Here is a 19,210-nt window from a genome sequence, read left to right on the forward strand (position 1 = left end):
GCAGCGTTTTTTCTATGGCGGTATTCAGTTCCGCGCGCAGCGTGCCGTCATCGGGATTCATATGGGCACGGTATCCCGGCTGGTTGGCCGGGTGCCGTGCTGTACCGTTGGCGCGCTGCAACGAGCCCGGCAGGCGCGTATAATAGCGTGTATCGCCGAGTTAACTGACAACTTGCGGGGCGATGCGGCTCTGATCGGGCTGCCTGAAATACCGCTAAAGCGTCGCCGCCATGAACCGCACGGGCTGGCACGCAATAGCCAACCTGGAGAATAAGTTCGTGGCAAACGACTTCCTTTTTACTTCGGAATCCGTCTCCGAAGGCCATCCCGACAAGGTCGCCGACCAGATTTCCGACGCCGTCCTGGACGCCATCCTGGCCCAGGACAAGTACGCGCGTGTGGCAGCTGAGACGCTTTGCAACACCGGTCTGGTGGTGCTGGCTGGGGAAATCACCACGACCGCCAATGTCGACTATATCCAGATCGCGCGCGACACCATCAAGCGCATCGGCTACGACAATACCGAGTACGGGATCGACTACAAGGGCTGCGCGGTGCTGGTCGCCTATGACAAGCAATCGCCCGACATCGCCCAGGGCGTTGACCGCGCTTCCGACGACTACCTCAACCAGGGTGCCGGCGACCAGGGCCTGATGTTCGGCTACGCCTGCGACGAGACCCCGGAACTGATGCCGTTCCCGATCTACTACGCCCACCGCCTGGTCGAGCGCCAGTCGCTGCTGCGCCGCGACGGCCGCCTGCCCTGGCTGCGCCCGGACGCCAAGTCGCAGGTCACGGTGCGCTATGTCGACGGCAAGCCGCACAGCGTGGACACCGTGGTGCTGTCGACCCAGCATTCGCCCGACATCGCCCAGGCCCAGATCCGCGAAGCCGTGATCGAGGACATCATCAAGGCGGTGCTGCCGGCCGAGATGCTCAAGGAAACCAAGTACCTGGTGAACCCGACCGGGCGCTTCGTGATCGGCGGCCCGCAGGGCGACTGCGGCCTGACCGGGCGCAAGATCATCGTCGATACCTACGGCGGCGCTTCGCCGCACGGTGGCGGCGCGTTCTCGGGCAAGGATCCGTCCAAGGTCGACCGCTCGGCCGCCTACGCCGCGCGCTACGTGGCCAAGAACGTGGTGGCCTCGGGCCTGGCGCGCCAGTGCCAGGTGCAGGTCAGCTATGCCATCGGCGTGGCCCGCCCGATCAACGTCACGGTCTACACCGAGGGCACCGGCAAGATCCCCGACGCCAAGATCGCCGAACTGGTGCAGGAGCACTTCGACCTGCGCCCGAAGGGCATCGTGCAGATGCTGGACCTGCTGCGCCCGATCTACGAGAAGACCGCCGCCTACGGCCACTTCGGGCGCGAAGAGCCGGAATTCTCGTGGGAAGCCACCGACAAGGCGGCTGCGCTGCGCGCCGCGGCCGGCCTGTAAGCGTCACCCGCGCCAGCAGCACTGACGGCAAGCCCCGCCGGCCCGCAAGGGCCCGCGGGGTTTTTTTACGCGGACTTGATCCTGGCTTAGTCACCGCGTGACGCCGGCGCCACCGCAAGCGGCAGGGAGTAAAATCCCGCCATCCCCAGCCGCCACGCCGGCGGCCGACCCCAAACACTGGTGACCGTTTCCAGAGGATGCCATGTCCGAAGCGCCTGTCCTTGCCCCCTCGACTTCAACCCCGCCGCCCGCCGCCGCCGGCCAGCTCAACCTGATCCGCCCGCAGCCGTATACCGACTGGGCGCCGCAGGTCACGGCCGAGGAGCGCGCCACGCTGCGCCGCGAGCTGGAGCAGGGCGCCGTGCTGTACTTCCCGAACCTGAACTTCCGTTTCCAGCCGGGCGAAGAGCGCTTCCTGGACAGCCGCTATTCCGACGGCAAGTCCAAGAACATCAACCTGCGCGCCGACGACACCGCGGTGCGCGGCGCCCAGGGCAGCCCGCAGGACCTGGCGGACCTGTACACGCTGATCCGCCGCTACGCCGACAACAGCGAATTGCTGGTGCGCACGCTGTTCCCGGAATACATTCCGCACATGACGCGCGCCGGCACCTCGCTGCGGCCCAGCGAGATCGCCGGGCGCCCGGTCAGCTGGCGCAAGGACGACACCCGCCTGCACGTGGACTCGTTCCCGTCCAACCCGATGCTGGGCAAGCGCCTGTTGCGCGTGTTCCACAATATCGACCCGGCTGCGGCGCGCGTGTGGCGTGTGGGCGAGCCGTTCGGCGATTTTGCGCAGAAGTTCGTGCCCAGGACCCATGGCATGTGGCCGGGGCAGGCGGCGCTGATGAAGCTGCTGCATATCACCAAGCGCAAGCGCTCGGAATACGATCACCGCATGCTGCAGCTGCATGACCTGGCCAAGGCCGACCTGGATTACCAGGCCAGGGTGCCGCAGCAGGAATTCCACTTCCCGCCGGGTTCCACCTGGATCGTCTTCAGCGACCAGCTGCTGCATGCGGCCATGCGCGGACGGGCGATGATGGAGCAGACCATCTACCTCGCGCCGCAGGCGATTTCCGACCACACCCACTCGCCCGAGGCGGTGCTGTCGCGCATGCTCGGGCGGCCGATGCTGGTGTCCTGATCAACGCAAAAGCAGGCGCAACATGGTTTCGAAGGTCTTGCCGTAAGGCGGCTTGAGCAGGCCGGCGCCGTTCAGGCCGGCCTGGTGGAACACCGGCTTCACCTTGGAGAAGGTGTCGAAACCCGCCTGGCCGTGATAGGCGCCCATGCCGCTGGCGCCGACCCCGCCGAAGGGCAGGCCGTCCTGGGCGATATGGAACAGCGTGTCGTTGACCGTGACGCCGCCGGCAACGGTCTGCTTCATCACATGGCCGATGGCGCCGCGGTCGCGCTCGAACAGGTACAACGCCAGCGGACGCGGGCGCGCATTGATGTAGTCCACCGCCTCGTCCAGGGTGCGGTACGTCACCACGGGCAGCACCGGCCCGAAGATCTCCTCGCGCATCGCAGTGACGCCTTCGGGCACATCCAGCAGCAGCACCGGCGGCAGGCGCCGCGCCTGCGCGTCCGGCTGCGCATCGGACAGCGGCACCACGGTCGCCCCTTGCGCCGCGGCTTCATCCACCAGCGCCGCCAGGCGCGCGAAGTGGCGCGGGCTGATGATGCTGGTGTAGTCCCCGTTGCGCGCCAGGTCCGGATAAAGCCGGCCCACGCACCGGCGTGCCGCCTCCACCAGCTGCCCGCGCAGGTCTTCCGGCACCAGCACGTAGTCTGGCGCGATGCAGGTCTGGCCCGCGTTCATCAGCTTGCCCACCAGGATGCGCTCCACCGCACGTGGCAGGTCGGCGCCGGCGCCAATAATCGCCGGCGATTTGCCGCCGAGTTCCAGCGTCACCGGGGTCAGGTTGACGGCCGCCGCGCGCATCACATGGTGGCCGACCGCGGTCGAGCCGGTGAACAGCAGGTGGTCGAAGGGCAGCGCGGTAAAGGCGCTCGCCACCTCGGCATCGCCGTTGACCACCACGATCTCGTCCGGCGCAAAGTGCTGCGGCACCAGTTGCGCGAACAAGGCCGCAAAGCGCGGCGTGTATTCAGACAGCTTCACCATGGCGCGGTTGCCCGCCGCCAGCGCGCCGGCCAGCGGCCCTACCGTCAGGTACAGCGGATAGTTCCAGGGCACCACGATGCCCACCACGCCCAGCGGCTGCGGCACCAGCCGCGAGCGGCCCGGCCGGAACCAGAAGCCGGTGGCGGCGCGGCGCACGCGCATCCAGCGCTTGCCGTGGCGCAGCGCGTCGTCGATGCCGCCCAGGCTCGGGAATACCTCCAGCAGCGCGGTTTCCTGCCGCGGCCGGTTGGTGAAGTCCGCGTGGATGGCGGCGGCAATGGCAGCCTCGTTCTCTGTCACCAGCCGGCGCAGGCGTTGCAGGCGGTCGGCGCGCACGGCCCAGGCGGGCAGCTGGTCGCGCCGTGACGCGGCGTGCATGGCGCCAAAGACGGATGACAGGTCGGGGACTTCTCGCATTGCTGCGCTCCTGGGCAAGGGACGTGCCGGGACAGTGGAAGCAGATCGCGGCGGGTGGCGGTGCAGCGGTCCGCGTGTTCCCGCGCACGATAAGGTAGCGTGCCAGCCATGGCAATGGAAGTTTCCTACCAGAAGGGCAATTCAAACGCCCGTCTGCGCAGCGCCGGCGGCCTGCACCACCGGGCTTCTCCACCGTCCGGGCTAGCGCCTACACTGAATCTCACAGCTTGCCATCCGCTGGACGGACAGGGCGCGCACGCACTGGCGCGGCCCGGCTCACGCACGCGCGCCGCCTGCGGACTCGCGGGGAGACAGATGGAAACCACCTTTGACTACGTCATCGTCGGCGCGGGCTCGGCGGGCTGTGCGCTGGCGGGGCGGCTTGCCGACAGCGGCGACGACACCATTGCCCTGGTCGAGGCCGGGCACCACGATCACCATGTGCTGGTACGCACACCCGCGGCGCTTGCCGCGCTGCTGCCGCGCGCGGGGGCACGCAACTACGGCTATGAAACCGTGCCACAGCCGGGCCTGAACGGCCGCCGCGGCTACCAGCCGCGCGGGCGCGGGCTGGGCGGCAGTTCTTCGATCAACGCCATGATCTACACGCGCGGCCGTGCCGCCGACTACGACGCGTGGGCCGCCGCCGGCTGCGACGGCTGGTCATGGGACGACGTGCTGCCGTACTTCCGCCGCGCCGAGTGCAATGAACGCCTGGCCGGCAGCGACGACGACCCGCTGCACGGCGGCAACGGCCCGTTGCACGTGAGCGACCTGCGCACCCCCAACCCCTTTGCCGAACGCTTCATCGAGGCAGCGCAGCAGGCGGGCTTCCCGCGCAACGACGATTTCAACGGCGAAGAACAGGAGGGCGTGGGCTGGTACCAGGTCACGCAGCACGCGGGCGAGCGCTGGAACGCGGCGCGTGCCTACCTGCACGGTGGCAACAAGCGCGACCGGGCCTGCAACGGCGGCCGCGCGCACCTGCAGGTGCTGACCGATACGCAGGCGCTGCGCATCGTTTTTGAAGGCCGCCATGCGGCCGGGGTGCAGGTGGTGCGCGAGGGCCGCCGGCAACTGCTGCGCGCGCGCCGCGACGTGATCGTGTGCGCGGGCACATTCGGCTCGCCGCAGCTGCTGATGGTGTCGGGCGTCGGCCCCGCCGCGCACTTGCGCGAACACGGCATCGCCGTCGTGCATGACCTGCCTGGCGTGGGCGCCAACCTGCAGGACCATCTCGACATCGTGCTGCACAAGCGCGTGGCCGTGCCTGAATTGTTCGGCGTGTCGTTCGGCGGCCTGGCGCGGCTGGTGTCTGAAATGCTGCGCTACCGGCGCGAGCGCACCGGCATGATGTCAAGCAACTTCGCCGAGGCAGGCGGCTTCCTGCGCAGCCGCCCGGATCTGCCCGAGCCCGACCTGCAGCTGCATTTCGTGGTCGGCATGGCGGATGACCACATGCGTCGGCTGAACTTCGGCCACGGCTATTCCTGCCATGTCTGCGTGCTGCGCCCGCGCAGCCGCGGCGAGGTGCGGCTGGCTTCGCACGATATCCGGCGCGCGCCGCTGATCGACCCGCAATACCTGAGCGATGCGCGCGACCTGGACGACATGGTGGCTGGCGTGCGCATCGTGCGCAGCATTTTTGCGCAGCCGCAGCTGGCCGGCTTCGGCGGACGCGAACTATACTCCGCCGGACTGCGTGCCGATGGCAGCGACGACGCTGCCGTGCGCGAGCTGATCCGCGAGCATGCCGACACCATCTATCACCCGGTCGGCACCTGCCGCATGGGCATGGATGCGATGGCGGTGGTGGACCCGCAACTGCGCGTGCGCGGCGTCGAGGGCTTGCGCGTGGTCGATGCGTCGGTGATGCCGACCCTGGTCGGCGGCAACCTCAATGCGCCCGCCATCATGATCGGCGAGCGCGCGCATGACCTGATCCGCTATGCGCCGCGGGTGATGCTGCGGGTGCTGGAATCGATGGAGGCGTGAAGCCTAACCTTCGAAGCCGCGCGAGAACACCCGCTTGAGCACGTCGGCATCCGTATCCAGGGTGCCGAATACGCGCCCGTGCTGCCGTCCCAGCCGGCTGGCGACGAACAGCTCCGCATTCTCGGTATCGGCATGCGCCAGCATCAGCGCGGCCTGTGCGGTCAACACCAGCCCCTGCGCGAAGCGGCGTGCATTGGCTTCCAGCAGTTCCGGGTTCTCGTGCAGCATGGCCTGCAGCGATGCCAGTTCTGCGCGTACCGCCGGATGGCCGCCGGCGCGGCGCGACAGGTCTTGCAGCAAGCGTGCGGCATCGTCGGGATTGCGCTGGATCGCGCGCAGCACGTCCAGGCACATGATGTTGCCCGAGCCTTCCCAGATCGAGTTGACCGGCGCCTCCCGGTACAGCCGCGCCATCGGGCCTTCTTCCACGTAGCCGTTGCCGCCCCAGACTTCCATGGCTTCACCGGTGGCTTCCAGCGTGCGCTTGCAGACCCAGAACTTGGCCGCGGGGGTGACCACGCGCTTCCATGCCGCCGCGAGCGGATCATCGTCAGCGTGCTCGAAGGCGTGGCCCAGCTCCATCATCAGCAGGGTGGCCGCTTCGGATTCCAGCGCCAGGTCGGCCAGCACATTGCGCATCAGCGGCTGGTCGGCCAGCAGGCGCCCGAAGGCGCTGCGGTGGCGCGCATGGTGCAGCGCCTGCACATAGGCCGCGCGCAGGATCGCGGCGCTGCCGATCACGCAGTCGAGCCGCGTGCTGGTGGCCATCTCGATGATGGTCGGGATGCCGCGGCCTTCCTCGCCGATCAGGATGCCGGTGGCGTCGCGGAATTCCACCTCGCTGCTGGAATTGGAGCGGTTGCCGAGCTTGTCCTTGAGCCGCTGGATCAGCACCGCGTTCTTGCTGCCGTCGTCGCGAAAGCGCGGCACGAAGAAGCACGACAGCGGGCCGTCCTCGGCGCCCATGCGCGCGACCACCAGGTGCGCATCGCACATCGGCGCGGAGAAGAACCACTTGTGCCCGGTCAGCGCGTATTCCGCGCCGCGGCCTTCGCCCCGCACCGCGCGCGCCACGGTGGTGTTGGCGCGCACGTCCGAGCCGCCCTGCTTCTCGGTCATGCCCATGCCGATCATGATCGCGCTCTTGCTGCGCCATGGCAGGTCGCGTGCATCGTGTTCGGTCGCATAGAGCCGCGGCTCCAGCTCGGCAAACAGTGCGGTTTCCTTGCGCAGCACCGGGATGCTGGCGAAGGTCATGGTGGGCGGGCACAGCGAGCCGGATTCCACCTGCGCCTGCAGGAAGTAGCCGGCGGTGCGCGCCACCCATGCGCCCGCGCGCGGCTGCGCGAAGGGCAGGGCCTGCAGCTGCTGGCTGCGCAGCAAGCCCAGCAGCGCGTGCCAGCTGGGGTGGAAGTCCACGGCATCGATGCGTTCGCCGGTGCGGCTGTGCGTGTGCAGCTCGGGCGTGTGGCGGTTGGCATCGGCTGCCCATTGCTGGACTTCCGGCTCGCCCAGGCGCGCGCCGAACTGGCCCAGCGCCGCGGCATGCCAGCCGCCTCCCAGCCGATCCAGTGCGCCGCGCAGCGACGGGTCGGTGGCAAACAGGTTGTAGTGCGCGAGATCGGGCACCTGGTTGAATACGCGGTGGGTGGCAGCTTCGGTCATGGCGGCATTGGAGGGTGGACGCGTCCTGCTTGCATGGTAGAGCACGTGACGCGCGTTTGAGTGCATTGCCATGCCCTTGCGTGGGATTCGTGCGCTGCAGCATGCGTTATTTGATACCTGTGCGCACAGCTGTGGCACCACAAATGGAGGTCAATTGGCACTAGCGCCCGCCGGGGGCTTGTGCTTAAATTCACCCCGTTGGATGAAACAGGGGTGCCGTACGGATGGGCCGTGCGGCTGAGAGAGTCCCTTCGAACCCGATCCGGCTAGTACCGGCGTGGGAAGTTTCACAAGACCAAGTCTCCAGTCCCTCCGGGACTCGCCGCCCCCGGCCTCAGGCCCCAGGCAGCGCTCACAAGGCTCCTGGTTTCGTCCACCCCCGCAAGAGAGAGGACGACACCCATGGCCCGTACTGCCCCCGCTGCATCCTTCGAATCGCTCGAAAGCGACCTCGACCAGAAATTCGCCTATCCGGCTTCCAGCAAGACCTACCTGACCGGCAGCCGCCCGGATATCCGCGTACCGCTGCGCACCATCCTGCAAACGTCGACGCGCACCGACAAGGGCGAGATGTCCAATCCGCCGATCCCGGTGTACGACACCTCGGGCCCGTACAGCGACCCGGACGTGCATATCGACCTGAAGGCCGGCCTGCCGGCGCTGCGCGCCAAGTGGATCGATGAGCGCGGCGATACCGAAGTGCTCAAGGGCCTGTCGTCGGAATACGGCCGCGACCGCGCCAACGACCCCGCCACCGCGCACCTGCGCTTTGCCCAGCTGACCAACCCGCGCCGCGCCAAGGCCGGCGCCAACGTGTCGCAGATGCACTATGCGCGCAAGGGCATCATCACGCCGGAAATGGAATACGTGGCGCTGCGCGAATCGCTGAACCTGCAGGCGCTGTACGACAAGCCCGAATACAAGGCGCTGTTGCGCCAGCACCCCGGCAACGCGCTGGGCGCCGGCCTGCCGCTGCGTCCGGAAGACATCACGCCGGAATTCGTGCGCAAGGAAATCGCCTCGGGCCGCGCCATCATTCCCGCCAACATCAACCACACCGAGCTGGAGCCGATGGCGATCGGGCGCAATTTCCGCGTCAAGATCAACGGCAACCTGGGCAACTCGGCGGTGACCTCGTCGCTGGCCGAGGAAGTGGAAAAGATGGTGTGGTCGATCCGCTGGGGCGCCGACACCATCATGGACCTGTCCACCGGCAAGCACATCCATGAAACCCGCGAATGGATCCTGCGCAACTCGCCGGTACCCATCGGCACGGTGCCGATCTACCAGGCGCTGGACAAGACCGGCGGCATCGCCGAGGACCTGACCTGGGAGATGTTCCGCGACACGCTGATCGAGCAGGCCGAACAGGGCGTCGACTACTTCACCATCCACGCCGGCGTGCTGCTGCGCTACGTGCCGCTGACCGCCGACCGCGTCACGGGCATCGTCTCGCGCGGTGGTTCGATCATGGCCAAGTGGTGTCTGGCGCACCACAAGGAAAACTTCCTGTACACGCACTTCGACGAGATCTGCGAAATCATGAAGGCCTATGACGTGTCGTTCAGCCTCGGCGACGGCCTGCGTCCGGGCTGCATCGCTGACTCCAACGACGACGCCCAGTTCGGCGAGCTGCGCACGCTGGGCGAGCTCACCGCCAAGGCGTGGGAGCACGATGTGCAGGTGATGATCGAAGGCCCGGGCCACGTGCCGCTGCAGCGCATCCAGGCCAATATGGATGAAGAGCTGAAGCACTGCTATGAAGCGCCGTTCTACACCCTCGGACCGCTGGTGACGGACATCGCCCCCGGCTACGACCACATCACCAGCGGCATCGGCGCGGCCAACATCGGCTGGATGGGCACCGCCATGCTGTGCTACGTCACGCCCAAGGAGCACCTGGGCCTGCCGGACAAGGAAGATGTGCGCGAGGGCATCATCACCTACAAGATCGCCGCGCACGCCGCGGACCTTGCCAAGGGCTGGCCGGGCGCGCAGCTGCGCGACAACGCGCTGTCCAAGGCACGCTTCGAGTTCCGCTGGGAAGACCAGTTCAACCTGGGCCTGGATCCGGAACGCGCGCGTTCGTACCACGACGCCACGCTGCCGGCCGAAGGCGCCAAGATCGCCCACTTCTGCTCGATGTGCGGGCCGAAGTTCTGCTCGATGAAGATCACGCAGGAAGTGCGCGACTACGCGGCGTCGCTGCCCAAGGAAGCGAAGCAGGGCATGGAAGAAAAGTCGATCGAGTTCCTGAAGAAGGGCAGCAAGATCTACTCGTGATGCAGTGACAGGCAGTACGGGCGTGGCTTCGCACCCATGCCCGCTCGTGTTTCGCCGTCGCGCAGCGCCTCGCGCGGCGGCACCGACAACAAGGAGGCCGGCGCGGCCGCACGCCCCGTCCGGCACAACACCCCTCATGACAGCAGTGCAGTCGTTTGACGTCGCCATTCTCGGGGCCGGTCTTGCCGGCCGCCTGGCCGCCTGGCAACTGGTACGCAGCGGCGCCCGCGTGGCGCTGGTGGAGCGGGCCGGTCCGGACGGCGCGGGCTCGGCCGCCTATGTGGCCGCGGCCATGCTGGCGCCGCTGGCGGAATCGGCCATTGCCGAGCGCCGCATCGTCGACCTGGGCATCGCCAGCGTCGACCTGTGGCGCGCGTGGCTGGCCGAATTGCCTGAGCCGGTCTTCTTCCAGGAGGACGGCACGCTGGTGGTCTGGCATGCGCGCGACCGCGCCGAGATGTCGCTGTTCACCAGCCGCGTGCGCGCGGTGGCGCCGCCCGAACTGGTGTCGCAACGGCTGCGCGCGCTGGACGGCAAGGGCGTGGGCGAAGTCGAGCCCGCGCTGGCGGGCCGCTTCCCGCAGGGCCTGCTGCTGGCCGGCGAAGGCCAGCTCGACAACCGTGGCGCGCTGCGCGCGCTGCTGTCGTGCGCGGTCAGCGAAGGCGTGCATTGCGTCTGGGAGGCCGGCGAGGTCGATGCCGAATCGCTGCCCAAACTCGGCATCCGTGCCGACGTGGTGCTGGACTGCCGCGGCCTGGGCGCGCGCGCGTCCTGGCCGGCGCAACCCGGCGGCACCCAGCCGGGGCTGCGCGGCCTGCGCGGCGAAGTGGTGCGCGTGCATGCGCCCGACGTCAGGCTGCACCGGCCGGTGCGGCTGCTGCATCCGCGCTACCCGATCTATATCGCGCCCAAGCCCAACGACCTGTACGTGATCGGTGCCACCGAGCTGGAAAGCGAGGATGATTCGCCCATGAGCGTGCGTTCCGCGCTGGAGCTGCTGTCGGCGGCGCATTCGCTGCATCCCGCCTTCGGCGAAGCGCGCGTGCTGGAGCTGAACGTGCAACGGCGCCCGACGCGGCCCGACCACCTGCCGGCGATCCGCGTGGACCAGCGCGCGCGCGTGGTGCGCGTCAACGGCTTGTACCGGCATGGCTTTCTGATTGCGCCGGCGGTGACCGAGGCCGCGTGCGCGGTGGTGGGCGCGCTGCTCAAGGGCGATCCCGCGGCCCATGCGGTGCCGGCCGCGCTGCGCTGGCCTGGCATGATCGAGGCCGTGACCGAAGCGCCCGCCACCACCACCATGGCCGCACCCGGCGGACTGCTGCACTAACGCATGACAGACATGGATATCCTGCTCAACGGCCGACCGCTCGCCCTTGCCGATTCCGCCACGCTGGCGGACGCGGTGAGCGCGGCGCAGATCGCGCCCCCCTTTGCCGCGGCGGTCAACGGCCAGTTCGTGCCGCGCGGCGCCCACGCCAACACCCTGCTTGCGGCCGGCGACCGCATCGACCTCGTGCAACCCGTGACGGGAGGCTGACCCATGACATTCGAACCTTCCGAAACCTTGCGCGACCCGTTCGTGCTGTATGGCGAGTCGTTCGGCTCGCGCCTGCTGCTGGGCACCGCGCGCTATCCGTCGCCGGCCACGCTGGAGGCGGCCGTGCAGGCCTCCAGGCCCGCCATGATCACCGTCGCGCTGCGCCGCCAGGGCGCGGTGGGCGCCGGCGAGGGCGGCCAGGCCTTCTGGCAGATGCTCAAGGCGCTGGACGTGCCGGTGCTGCCCAATACCGCCGGCTGCTTTACCGCGCAGGAAGTGATCACCACCGCGATGATGGCGCGCGAGGTCTTCGAGACGCCCTGGATCAAGCTGGAGCTGATCGGCGATGACTACACGCTGCAGCCCGATACGCTGAACCTGCCGGCCGTGGCCGAGACCCTGATCAAGGAAGGCTTCAAGGTGCTGCCGTACTGCACCGAGGACCTGGTGCTGTGCCGCCGCCTGCTCGACGTCGGCTGCCAGGCGCTGATGCCATGGGCGGCCCCGATCGGCACCGGCCGCGGCGCGGTCAACCCGCACGCGATGCGCGTGCTGCGCGAGCGCCTGCCCGACACGCCGCTGATCGTCGATGCCGGCCTGGGCCTGCCGTCGCACGCGGCGCAGGTGCTGGAGTGGGGCTACGACGGCGTGCTGCTCAATACCGCGGTGGCGCAGGCCGCTTACCCGGTCAATATGGCGCGCGCCTTTGCGCAGGCCGTTGAGGCCGGCCGCACCGCCTACCTGGCCGGGCCGATGCCCGAGCGCGAGGTGGCGCAGGCCAGCACCCCGGTCGTCGGCATGCCATTCTGGCACGCCGACAGCACGGAGCAGCGCGCATGACCCGCCGCCCCGTGCATGCCCCCGCCGACGGCCCGCTGCGCCAGGCGGTGCTGGAACACTATGGCGAGACCTTCGGCGTCGATGACAAGCCGTGGCAGGCCTGGCGCCTGGCCGACGCGCCCGCGCAACCCGGCGCCCACGACGTGCTGCTGTTCGACGGCGAAGCCGACGCAGGCACGATCGCGCGCGTCGCCGCCGCGGGCGCCACGCTGATCGAGACCGACCGGGAGGGTGGCCAGTGGATCGACACCGTGCGCTCGCCGATGGGCACGTGGGTCTTCTCCGTTGCCGCCGACACCGACCAGCCGCATTCGCCCGCCTTTGTCGCGGTGCTTCTGGCCAGCCTGTCGCTGCATTTCCCCGCGCACGACGCGCTGTGCCTGGCGCGAGCCTGGGAGCCGGGCTCGGCCGACTGGCCGTCTGACTTTGCCCGCTTCCCGCACGTGCGGCACGCCGCCCTGGTGGCCCCCGAGCAGGCCGCGGCGCCGTTCGCCCCGTGCCCCGCGCTGGGCCTGTACGTGGTGGTGCCAAGCGCCGAATGGATCGAGCGCCTGGCGCCGCTGAACGTGCCGACGGTGCAGCTGCGCTTCAAGTCCGACGACCCGGCCGCGGTGCGCGCCGAGATCGCACGCGCGGCGAAGGCCATGCAGGGCTCGTCTTCGCGTCTGTTCGTCAACGACCACTGGCAGGCCGCGATCGACTATCGCGCGGCCAACGGTGGCGAGCAGAGCGGCATCTACGGCATCCACCTTGGCCAGGAAGACCTGGATGATGCCGACCTCGATGCGATCCGCGCTTCGGGCCTGCGCCTGGGTGTCTCCACCCATGGCTATGCCGAGATGCTGCGCGTGGCCGCGATCCGCCCCAGCTACCTGGCGCTGGGCGCGATCTTCCCGACCACCACCAAGGTGATGCCGACCCAGCCGCAGGGCATGGGCCGCTTCCGCGCCTACGTGAAGCTGATGCAGCCGGTGATCCCGTCGCTGGTGGGTATCGGCGGCGTCAACGCGGCCAATATGCGCGAGGTGCTTGCCGTCGGCGTCGGCAGCGCCGCCGTGGTGCGCGCGGTGACCGAGGCTGATGACGTGCCGGCCGCGGTGGCCCACCTGGTCAGCCTGTTCCCCGCTGCCTGAGCGCGGAGCCAGCCATGGCTGCTGCTGCGCACATCCGCCTGGCAGCGGCCGACGAGTTGCCGCGCCTGGCCGATATCGAACTGGCCGCCGCGGCGCTCTTCCCTGACGCGGACCTGCCGGCGCTGCTGCGCCTGGTCAGCACGCCCGAGCCGGTGCTGGCCGCCGCGCAGCGCGAAGCGCGCCTGTGGGTGGCCGAGCGCGATGGGGAACTGGCCGGCTTTGCGCTGGCCAGCCGTAACGGCGAGTACGCCTATCTCGATGAAATGGATGTGCACCCCGACCACGGGCGCCGCGGCATTGGCCGGGCGCTGGTAGGGGCGGTGCAGGGCTGGGCGCGGGCGGGGGGATCGCACTCGCTCAACCTGACCACCTTTGCCCACCTGCCCTGGAATGCGCCGTTCTATGCGTCGCTCGGGTTTCGCCAGCTGCGTGACGACGAGCTGTGTCCGTTGCTGGCCGATGCGCTGGCGGCGCAGCGTGCTGCGGGGCTGCGGCAGCGGGTGGCGATGCGGCAGGTGCTCTGAAGGGCGCGCGCGGCGTTTCCAGGATTTGTGCGACATTCGCCCAGCCGCGGGAACCGAACGGGACCCCGCCGTTATGATGTTGGGCAGCATTCCCCGCCAACCACCCAGAATCCCCCATCATGTCCAGCCAGCCCGCCCCCGAAATCGTCCCCGTCGCCCCCGGCACGCCCGAGAAGCCCTACTTCGGCATCGACGTGCCGCTGATGCGCTATTTCGGCCTGCAGCCGGAGCTTATCGAGGAGGGCTATTGCCGCACGCGCCTGCCGGCGCACCCGCAGCTGGTGAACAGCCGTGGCGATGTGCATGGCGGCACGCTGATGGCGACGCTGGACTTCACGCTGAGCGGTGCGGCGCGCTCGCATGCGCCCACGGAAACCGGCGTGATCACCATCGACATGTCGACCCACTTCCTCGCCGCCGCGCGCGGCGAGCTGACGCTGGAGGCGCGCTGCCTGCGCCGTGGCGCACGCATCGCATTCTGCGAGGGGGAAGTGAAGGACGCGGCCGGCACCGTGGTGTGCGTGGCGCGGGCCGCGTTCAAGCTGGTACCGCTGTCCAGCGGCGGCAACTGATTCCTTCCTAACGGCCAGCCGCTCAGTCCTGCAGCGGCCGATACACCTGTTCGAATCTTGCGCGCTCGGTGATGCCATAGTCGCCGGGCGCGTATTGCATCAGCCAGTCGCCCGGCTTGCCGTGCAGCACGTCGCCGCCGGCGCTGCGCGCGATGCTGAAGGCCTCGTGCATCTCGCGCGCCAGTACCGGGATCGGCTTGTTGCGGTAGGCGCCGTCCTGGCCGTGCGCGAGCGGCGGCACGGCCTCGTACTTGGGGTCGAAGCGGTCGCGCGATACGCACCAGCGGTCGCCGCCGCGGCTGGTGATGAGTGCATCGCCGGGTTGGTAGCGGTTGGGTCCCTCGCGGCTGATCAGCTCGCCGGGCTCGGTGGCGAACACCACGTCGACGACTTCATGCTTGAGGTAGAACGCGGCAGCCGGGTCGCTGCGCAGGTCGATATCGGCCAGCATCGTCATGTCTGTCAACCCAGCGCGCGCGGCGCGAACAAATGGTTCAGCGGCCCGTTGCCGGCGCCCAGCCGCAGCCCCGCGCCCGCGGCGATGGCCTGTGCCACATAGTCCAGCGCCGTGCCCACCGCCGCCTCCAGCGCATCGCCGCGCGCCAGCTGCGCGGCAATCGCGGCGGCCAGCGTGCAGCCGGTGCCGTGCAGGTTGCGGGTATCGACACGCGGATGCGTGAACACGCGCACGCTGCCGTCGGCCAGCATCAGCAGGTCATCCAGGCCGCCGGCAGCGGCGCCGTCTTCGAGGTGGCCGCCCTTGAGCAGCACCGCGGGGCAGCCCATCGCGATCAGCTCGGCGGCGGCCTGCTCCATCTCTGCACGGCGCGTGATCTTGCGGCCCAGCAGGTAGGAAGCCTCAGGCAGGTTGGGCGTGACCAGCAGCGCGCGCGGGAACAGCAGCCGCACCATGGCCTGCGTGGTGGCATCATCGGACAGCGTCGCGCCCGAGGTCGAGATCATCACCGGGTCCACCACCAGCTTGCGGATGCCGTGCCGGTCCGCCGCCGCGGCCACGGCCTCGACGATGGCGGCGGTGCCCAGCATGCCGGTCTTGGCCGCGTCCACGCCGATATCGCCGGCCACGGCATCGATCTGCGCGGCCACCATGTCGGCGGGAATGGCGTGCACGCCGCTCACGCCCAGCGTGTTCTGCGCGGTGATCGCGGTGATGGCGCTCATGCCGAAGCAGCCCAGCGCGGAAAAGGTCTTCAGGTCGGCCTGGATGCCGGCGCCGCCGCCGGAGTCGGAACCGGCGATGGTCAGGGTGCGGGGTGGCGTTGGGATCATCTGTGCAGGAATCGGAGGGAGCCGGTGCGCAAGGCGGACACGGCACGCTCCGTGTAGAGGGACAGGCCCTCTTAAAATAACCTGAACCCTCAGACCTTGAATAGCCTCGATTCTAAGGTCGCAGTAGCCAGAGGACGGCAGGCCTTCCGGTCGGCCGCTAAAACACCGCTCAGCACATGCAATGGCGGTGGACCGATCTGAAGCTTTGGATCGGTCGTGTGTGAAATAGTAGTCCCTCTTGGGGCATCGACCTTAGTCGGAACACGACGACAGCCACTGGCGAATGTTGTGAAAATCCGACAAATTCTTCTCTGACCAATCGTGCCTTAACGCATTCCCTTATACACAAGTAGGACCGTGTCGGCAGCGGAGCATGTAGCCTGAGGCTGCGAAATTTCGAGGTAAGCGGTTGTTAACTTCGCCAGACTCGCGTTTACTCTTGGATTTTCGCGCAGCAATGAGCAACGAGTCGGGGGCATGGGTGGACGAGGAATTTGAGAGTCTGGATCTTGGTGATCCGCGGCGGGATCGGCGTGCCAAGGAGTTGCTCAAGCGGTTTGCGGCCCTGCCTACGGCGAGCATCCCCGGCGCATGCGATGACTGGTCGCAAACCATTGGGGCATATCGGTTTCTCGGCAATGAGCAGATCGATTGGCGGGACGTGATGCAGCCGCATTGGGAACGCACGGCGGACAGAGCCGCGCTGTTTCCGGTAGTGCTGTGCATCGCTGATTCGACCGAGTTGAACTTCAATGGCCAGGAGATGGAGGGGTTGGGGCCGCTGAGCTACGAAGCCCAGCGGGGCATGTTTTTGCATCCGACCTACGCGGTGACGCCTGACCGTGAACCGCTTGGGGTGATCGATGCCTGGATGTGGGCTCGGGAGCCAAAGGACGCCGATGGCAACCGCGGCGGGATCAAGGAAAGCGTACGCTGGATTGAAGGGTATGAACGGGTTGCGGAGCAAGCCGCGCTATTGCCCCAGACACGGCTGGTGTATGTGACTGACCGCGAGGGTGATATTGCCGAGTTGATGGCGCGCGCCCAGGACCTCGGCCAGCCAGCCGACTGGTTGATCCGCAGCCAACACAACCGCAACCTTGCTGAGAGCGGCAAGTTGTGGGATAGCGTCGGCGCCAGCCCGGTACTCCGGGAAATCACCTTTATCTTGCCAGGGCGTGCAGGGCAGAAGGCGCGCGAGGTCAAACAGGAGCTACGCGCAAAACGTGTGAAGCTGCCGGGTCTGGTCGGCGCGGAGATCACCTGTGTAGAGGCAAGGGAGATCGGAGCGCCCGCAGGCCTCAAGCCAGTGGTTTGGCGGTTGTTGACCAACCGAGAAGCGCAGGATGCCGATGCCGTCATCGAACTCGTCGAATGGTACCGAGCCCGATGGGAGGTGGAGATGTTTTTCCATGTCCTGAAGACCGGCTGCAAGGTCGAAGCGCTGCAGCTATCGCACATGGATCGTGTGGAGCGGGCCTTGGCGTTGTATATGGTGGTGGCGTGGCGCATTGCCCGCCTGATGCGACTGGGTAGAACCTGTCCGGATCTGGATGCGTCCTTATTCTTCGACGCCGACGAGATTCGGGGAGCATACGTGCTCGCAAAGAAGGCCCGCCCGAAGACACCGGTCACACTCAATCAGATGATTCGGTTGGTTGCTTCCCTGGGTGGCTTCCTTGGGCGGAAGAGCGACGGCGAGCCCGGCGCCAAGACAATCTGGATCGGCATGCAGCGAACCATGGACGCCGCGCTCACGATTCAAGCACTGCGGGAAGAGTCATGACTTGTGTATAAGGGAATGGCCTTAACGGGCAAAGGAAAGGTCCACATCGCTGTGTGTTAGCCAAAGTACCGGTTGTCACATGGTCCTGCCATCTGCTGAACAATGCTTCAGCCACGGCCCAAGGGCGGACAAGCTCGCCTATGGGCGAGTTTTCCTGCGCGCTCCATTCTCATGCGAGCGTTCAATTTCATCACCTTGCCTTTAGGGGCGGAATGGATTCTGTTCACCATCCGTCAGGAGCTCGCTTGTCCAGGAGCCGATGAGAGACGAATTGAGGTCTCGGAGCGTAGAGCTCTACGCGTTATGGTTCAACCCGAGCACCGCCGAGAGGCGACCTTGGGCAGCGAACCTGCTATACGACTAGCAGTAGCCTAGGGAGACGTGCGTCACTGGTAACGGTGGGGTGCGAAGCTCTCCTGACAACGTAGCCCCTGTAAGGGTGCGTCCCGGCCGTGAGGCAGGAACGCAGAGACTCCGAGCAGCAATGGGGTCGAGGAGCCAGGCTGGCTGGTATGGGCAACATATGTGAACTGCTGATAAACGCCGTGAGTATTGCGATGCCAAAGCTGCTGACAGGCATTAACCAAACGGTACGTGGTCGGTTATCCCGCTGAGTGGTCGGGATACGTCGTCATACAGACCACCGGCGAAGAGGCAGGCCCTAACCCAGTCGTGTAATGCGTAGGGAACGTGGTAAGCCCGTATGGCTGCCCGAGCGCCGTTTGGCTCAGGCAGGCGAACCGCAAGGAACGCTGTTGGCTGTGCGGGTATGGGAGGTTGGAAAAAGCGAATGCTGGGCTGTAATGGTCCGGATAGGGATTGAAACATCATCCCACGCGAAAGCGGGCAGACTTCCAACTGGTCTACTCGTCGCAAGACGACTGACTGAACTCGCTTGTTTAAACTTTTCTTCCCTTGTGGGACAGCCTGTCCCGCAAGGGGCAAGTTGTCTCTCAATCTTGGGAAGATCCTCAAGATAGGAGGGCAGCATGGAAGCATTTATCCGCGAGGATGAATCTGCGCCTTCCGGCGTTCCGCAAAAATGGGGCGACATCGATTGGCGCCGCATTGAACGGAATGTTCGAGTAATGCAGATTCGAATTGCGAAGGCAACACAGGAAGGGGATTGGCGCAGGGTGAAAGCCCTGCAAAGGTCCTTGACCCGCTCGTTCTCCGCCAAGGCATCGGCGGTACGGCGAGTGACGATGAACCAAGGTGCGCGGACGGCGGGAGTCGACCGCGTGAAGTGGGAAACGCCTGAAGTCCGGTGGGAAGCCATTGGACGGTTGAAGCGCCGGGGGTACAGGCCACTGCCATTACGGAGGGTCTACATCCCCAAAGCCAACGGTAAGAAGCGCCCCCTGGGCATTCCGACCATGTTGGACCGAGCCATGCAAGCGTTGTATCTGCTGGCGCTGGAACCGGTGTCTGAAGGGATGAGCGATCCGAACTCGTATGGGTTTCGGATCAATCGTTCGACTCATGATGCCATGAGACAGCTGTTCGCCTCCCTAGCAGGCCGCTGAAATACCTCGAGCGGACGTCAGCGCGACGACTAACTAAAGCGTTGATTTGAGGAGCCCATCCAA

At 67.2% G+C, this 19,210-nt stretch carries 15 protein-coding genes, 1 pseudogene and 1 riboswitch; of the genes and pseudogenes, 12 read left to right on the top strand and 4 right to left on the bottom strand.

Annotated features, from left to right (window positions below):
- Positions 1-278: 278 nt before the first annotated feature.
- Positions 279-1,442 (top strand): methionine adenosyltransferase, encoded by a 1,164-nt coding sequence (gene metK, locus AC07UK_RS36510; RefSeq protein ID WP_114131137.1) that lies wholly within the window; start codon positions 279-281, stop codon positions 1,440-1,442.
- Positions 1,443-1,644: 202 nt separating this feature from the next.
- The gene (gene kdoO, locus AC07UK_RS36515) at positions 1,645-2,589 is read left to right on the top strand and encodes a Kdo hydroxylase KdoO (RefSeq protein WP_494688014.1); all 945 of its coding nucleotides are present in this window, start codon (positions 1,645-1,647) and stop codon (positions 2,587-2,589) included.
- On the opposite strand, the gene AC07UK_RS36520 is transcribed toward kdoO, so the two are convergent.
- A complete protein-coding gene (locus tag AC07UK_RS36520; RefSeq protein ID WP_494688013.1) occupies positions 2,590-3,993 on the bottom strand; it encodes a coniferyl aldehyde dehydrogenase in 1,404 nt (467 codons plus the stop codon). It lies immediately after the preceding gene.
- A 315-nt stretch (positions 3,994-4,308) separates the two neighbouring features.
- On the opposite strand from AC07UK_RS36520, the gene AC07UK_RS36525 reads away from it, so the two are divergent.
- Complete coding sequence (locus AC07UK_RS36525) at positions 4,309-5,988, top strand: GMC family oxidoreductase (RefSeq protein ID WP_494688012.1); 1,680 nt, start codon at positions 4,309-4,311, stop codon at positions 5,986-5,988.
- Positions 5,989-5,991: 3 nt separating this feature from the next.
- On the opposite strand, the gene AC07UK_RS36530 is transcribed toward AC07UK_RS36525, so the two are convergent.
- Positions 5,992-7,653: an acyl-CoA dehydrogenase family protein gene (locus AC07UK_RS36530; protein WP_494688011.1), complete on the bottom strand. Its 1,662-nt coding sequence runs from the start codon at positions 7,651-7,653 to the stop codon at positions 5,992-5,994.
- A gap of 199 nt (positions 7,654-7,852) precedes the next feature.
- Positions 7,853-7,954: riboswitch (TPP riboswitch) on the top strand.
- Between the two features lie 101 nt (positions 7,955-8,055).
- Between AC07UK_RS36530 and thiC the strand changes: the two genes are divergently transcribed.
- From thiC to AC07UK_RS36565, 7 genes are all read left to right on the top strand, one after another.
- Positions 8,056-9,936, top strand: coding sequence for a phosphomethylpyrimidine synthase ThiC (thiC, locus tag AC07UK_RS36535; RefSeq protein WP_035820575.1), 1,881 nt, complete (start codon positions 8,056-8,058; stop codon positions 9,934-9,936).
- Positions 9,937-10,072: 136 nt separating this feature from the next.
- Positions 10,073-11,266: an FAD-dependent oxidoreductase gene (locus AC07UK_RS36540; RefSeq protein ID WP_436220653.1), complete on the top strand. Its 1,194-nt coding sequence runs from the start codon at positions 10,073-10,075 to the stop codon at positions 11,264-11,266.
- A gap of 12 nt (positions 11,267-11,278) precedes the next feature.
- Positions 11,279-11,476: a sulfur carrier protein ThiS gene (gene thiS / locus AC07UK_RS36545; protein ID WP_114131108.1), complete on the top strand. Its 198-nt coding sequence runs from the start codon at positions 11,279-11,281 to the stop codon at positions 11,474-11,476.
- A gap of 3 nt (positions 11,477-11,479) precedes the next feature.
- A complete protein-coding gene (locus tag AC07UK_RS36550) occupies positions 11,480-12,316 on the top strand; it encodes a thiazole synthase (protein ID WP_010813326.1) in 837 nt (278 codons plus the stop codon).
- Entirely contained in the window at positions 12,313-13,449 is a 1,137-nt protein-coding gene (locus tag AC07UK_RS36555) for a thiamine phosphate synthase (RefSeq protein ID WP_494688010.1), read from the top strand. Before AC07UK_RS36550 ends, AC07UK_RS36555 begins: the two co-directional genes overlap by 4 nt.
- Positions 13,450-13,463: 14 nt before the next feature.
- Complete coding sequence (locus AC07UK_RS36560; protein WP_494688009.1) at positions 13,464-13,973, top strand: GNAT family N-acetyltransferase; 510 nt, start codon at positions 13,464-13,466, stop codon at positions 13,971-13,973.
- A 119-nt stretch (positions 13,974-14,092) separates the two neighbouring features.
- Positions 14,093-14,545 carry a PaaI family thioesterase gene (locus AC07UK_RS36565; protein WP_494688008.1) on the top strand — a complete coding sequence of 151 codons (453 nt, stop codon included), beginning with the start codon at positions 14,093-14,095 and terminating at the stop codon, positions 14,543-14,545.
- Positions 14,546-14,567: 22 nt separating this feature from the next.
- Here AC07UK_RS36565 and AC07UK_RS36570 read toward each other — a convergent pair whose 3' ends face one another.
- Both AC07UK_RS36570 and thiD read right to left on the bottom strand, forming a co-directional pair.
- Positions 14,568-15,002 (bottom strand): PGDYG domain-containing protein, encoded by a 435-nt coding sequence (locus tag AC07UK_RS36570; RefSeq protein WP_436220657.1) that lies wholly within the window; start codon positions 15,000-15,002, stop codon positions 14,568-14,570.
- A gap of 5 nt (positions 15,003-15,007) precedes the next feature.
- Positions 15,008-15,835, bottom strand: coding sequence for a bifunctional hydroxymethylpyrimidine kinase/phosphomethylpyrimidine kinase (gene thiD, locus AC07UK_RS36575; protein ID WP_436220658.1), 828 nt, complete (start codon positions 15,833-15,835; stop codon positions 15,008-15,010).
- A 457-nt stretch (positions 15,836-16,292) separates the two neighbouring features.
- Between thiD and AC07UK_RS36580 the strand changes: the two genes are divergently transcribed.
- Both AC07UK_RS36580 and AC07UK_RS36585 read left to right on the top strand, forming a co-directional pair.
- On the top strand, positions 16,293-17,621 hold the full coding sequence (locus tag AC07UK_RS36580) for an IS4 family transposase (RefSeq protein ID WP_435385415.1): 1,329 nt from the start codon (positions 16,293-16,295) through the stop codon (positions 17,619-17,621).
- A 989-nt stretch (positions 17,622-18,610) separates the two neighbouring features.
- A pseudogene (locus tag AC07UK_RS36585) lies at positions 18,611-19,138 on the top strand (reverse transcriptase N-terminal domain-containing protein); the annotation flags it as partial.
- Positions 19,139-19,210: the final 72 nt, after the last annotated feature.

The sequence above is a fragment of the Cupriavidus sp. GW821-FHT07C08 genome, assembly GCF_059419025.1.

Bases quoted from the DNA above. Each gene is read 5' to 3' on its own strand.
- kdoO (WP_494688014.1), top strand. From the start codon at position 1,645: ATGTCCGAAGCGCCTGTCCTTGCCCCCTCGACTTCAACCCCGCCGCCC.
- AC07UK_RS36520 (WP_494688013.1), bottom strand. From the start codon at position 3,993: ATGCGAGAAGTCCCCGACCTGTCATCCGTCTTTGGCGCCATGCACGCC.
- AC07UK_RS36525 (WP_494688012.1), top strand. From the start codon at position 4,309: ATGGAAACCACCTTTGACTACGTCATCGTCGGCGCGGGCTCGGCGGGC.
- AC07UK_RS36530 (WP_494688011.1), bottom strand. From the start codon at position 7,653: ATGACCGAAGCTGCCACCCACCGCGTATTCAACCAGGTGCCCGATCTC.
- thiC (WP_035820575.1), top strand. From the start codon at position 8,056: ATGGCCCGTACTGCCCCCGCTGCATCCTTCGAATCGCTCGAAAGCGAC.
- AC07UK_RS36540 (WP_436220653.1), top strand. From the start codon at position 10,073: ATGACAGCAGTGCAGTCGTTTGACGTCGCCATTCTCGGGGCCGGTCTT.
- thiS (WP_114131108.1), top strand. From the start codon at position 11,279: ATGGATATCCTGCTCAACGGCCGACCGCTCGCCCTTGCCGATTCCGCC.
- AC07UK_RS36550 (WP_010813326.1), top strand. From the start codon at position 11,480: ATGACATTCGAACCTTCCGAAACCTTGCGCGACCCGTTCGTGCTGTAT.
- AC07UK_RS36555 (WP_494688010.1), top strand. From the start codon at position 12,313: ATGACCCGCCGCCCCGTGCATGCCCCCGCCGACGGCCCGCTGCGCCAG.
- AC07UK_RS36560 (WP_494688009.1), top strand. From the start codon at position 13,464: ATGGCTGCTGCTGCGCACATCCGCCTGGCAGCGGCCGACGAGTTGCCG.
- AC07UK_RS36565 (WP_494688008.1), top strand. From the start codon at position 14,093: ATGTCCAGCCAGCCCGCCCCCGAAATCGTCCCCGTCGCCCCCGGCACG.
- AC07UK_RS36570 (WP_436220657.1), bottom strand. From the start codon at position 15,002: ATGACGATGCTGGCCGATATCGACCTGCGCAGCGACCCGGCTGCCGCG.
- thiD (WP_436220658.1), bottom strand. From the start codon at position 15,835: ATGATCCCAACGCCACCCCGCACCCTGACCATCGCCGGTTCCGACTCC.
- AC07UK_RS36580 (WP_435385415.1), top strand. From the start codon at position 16,293: ATGAGCAACGAGTCGGGGGCATGGGTGGACGAGGAATTTGAGAGTCTG.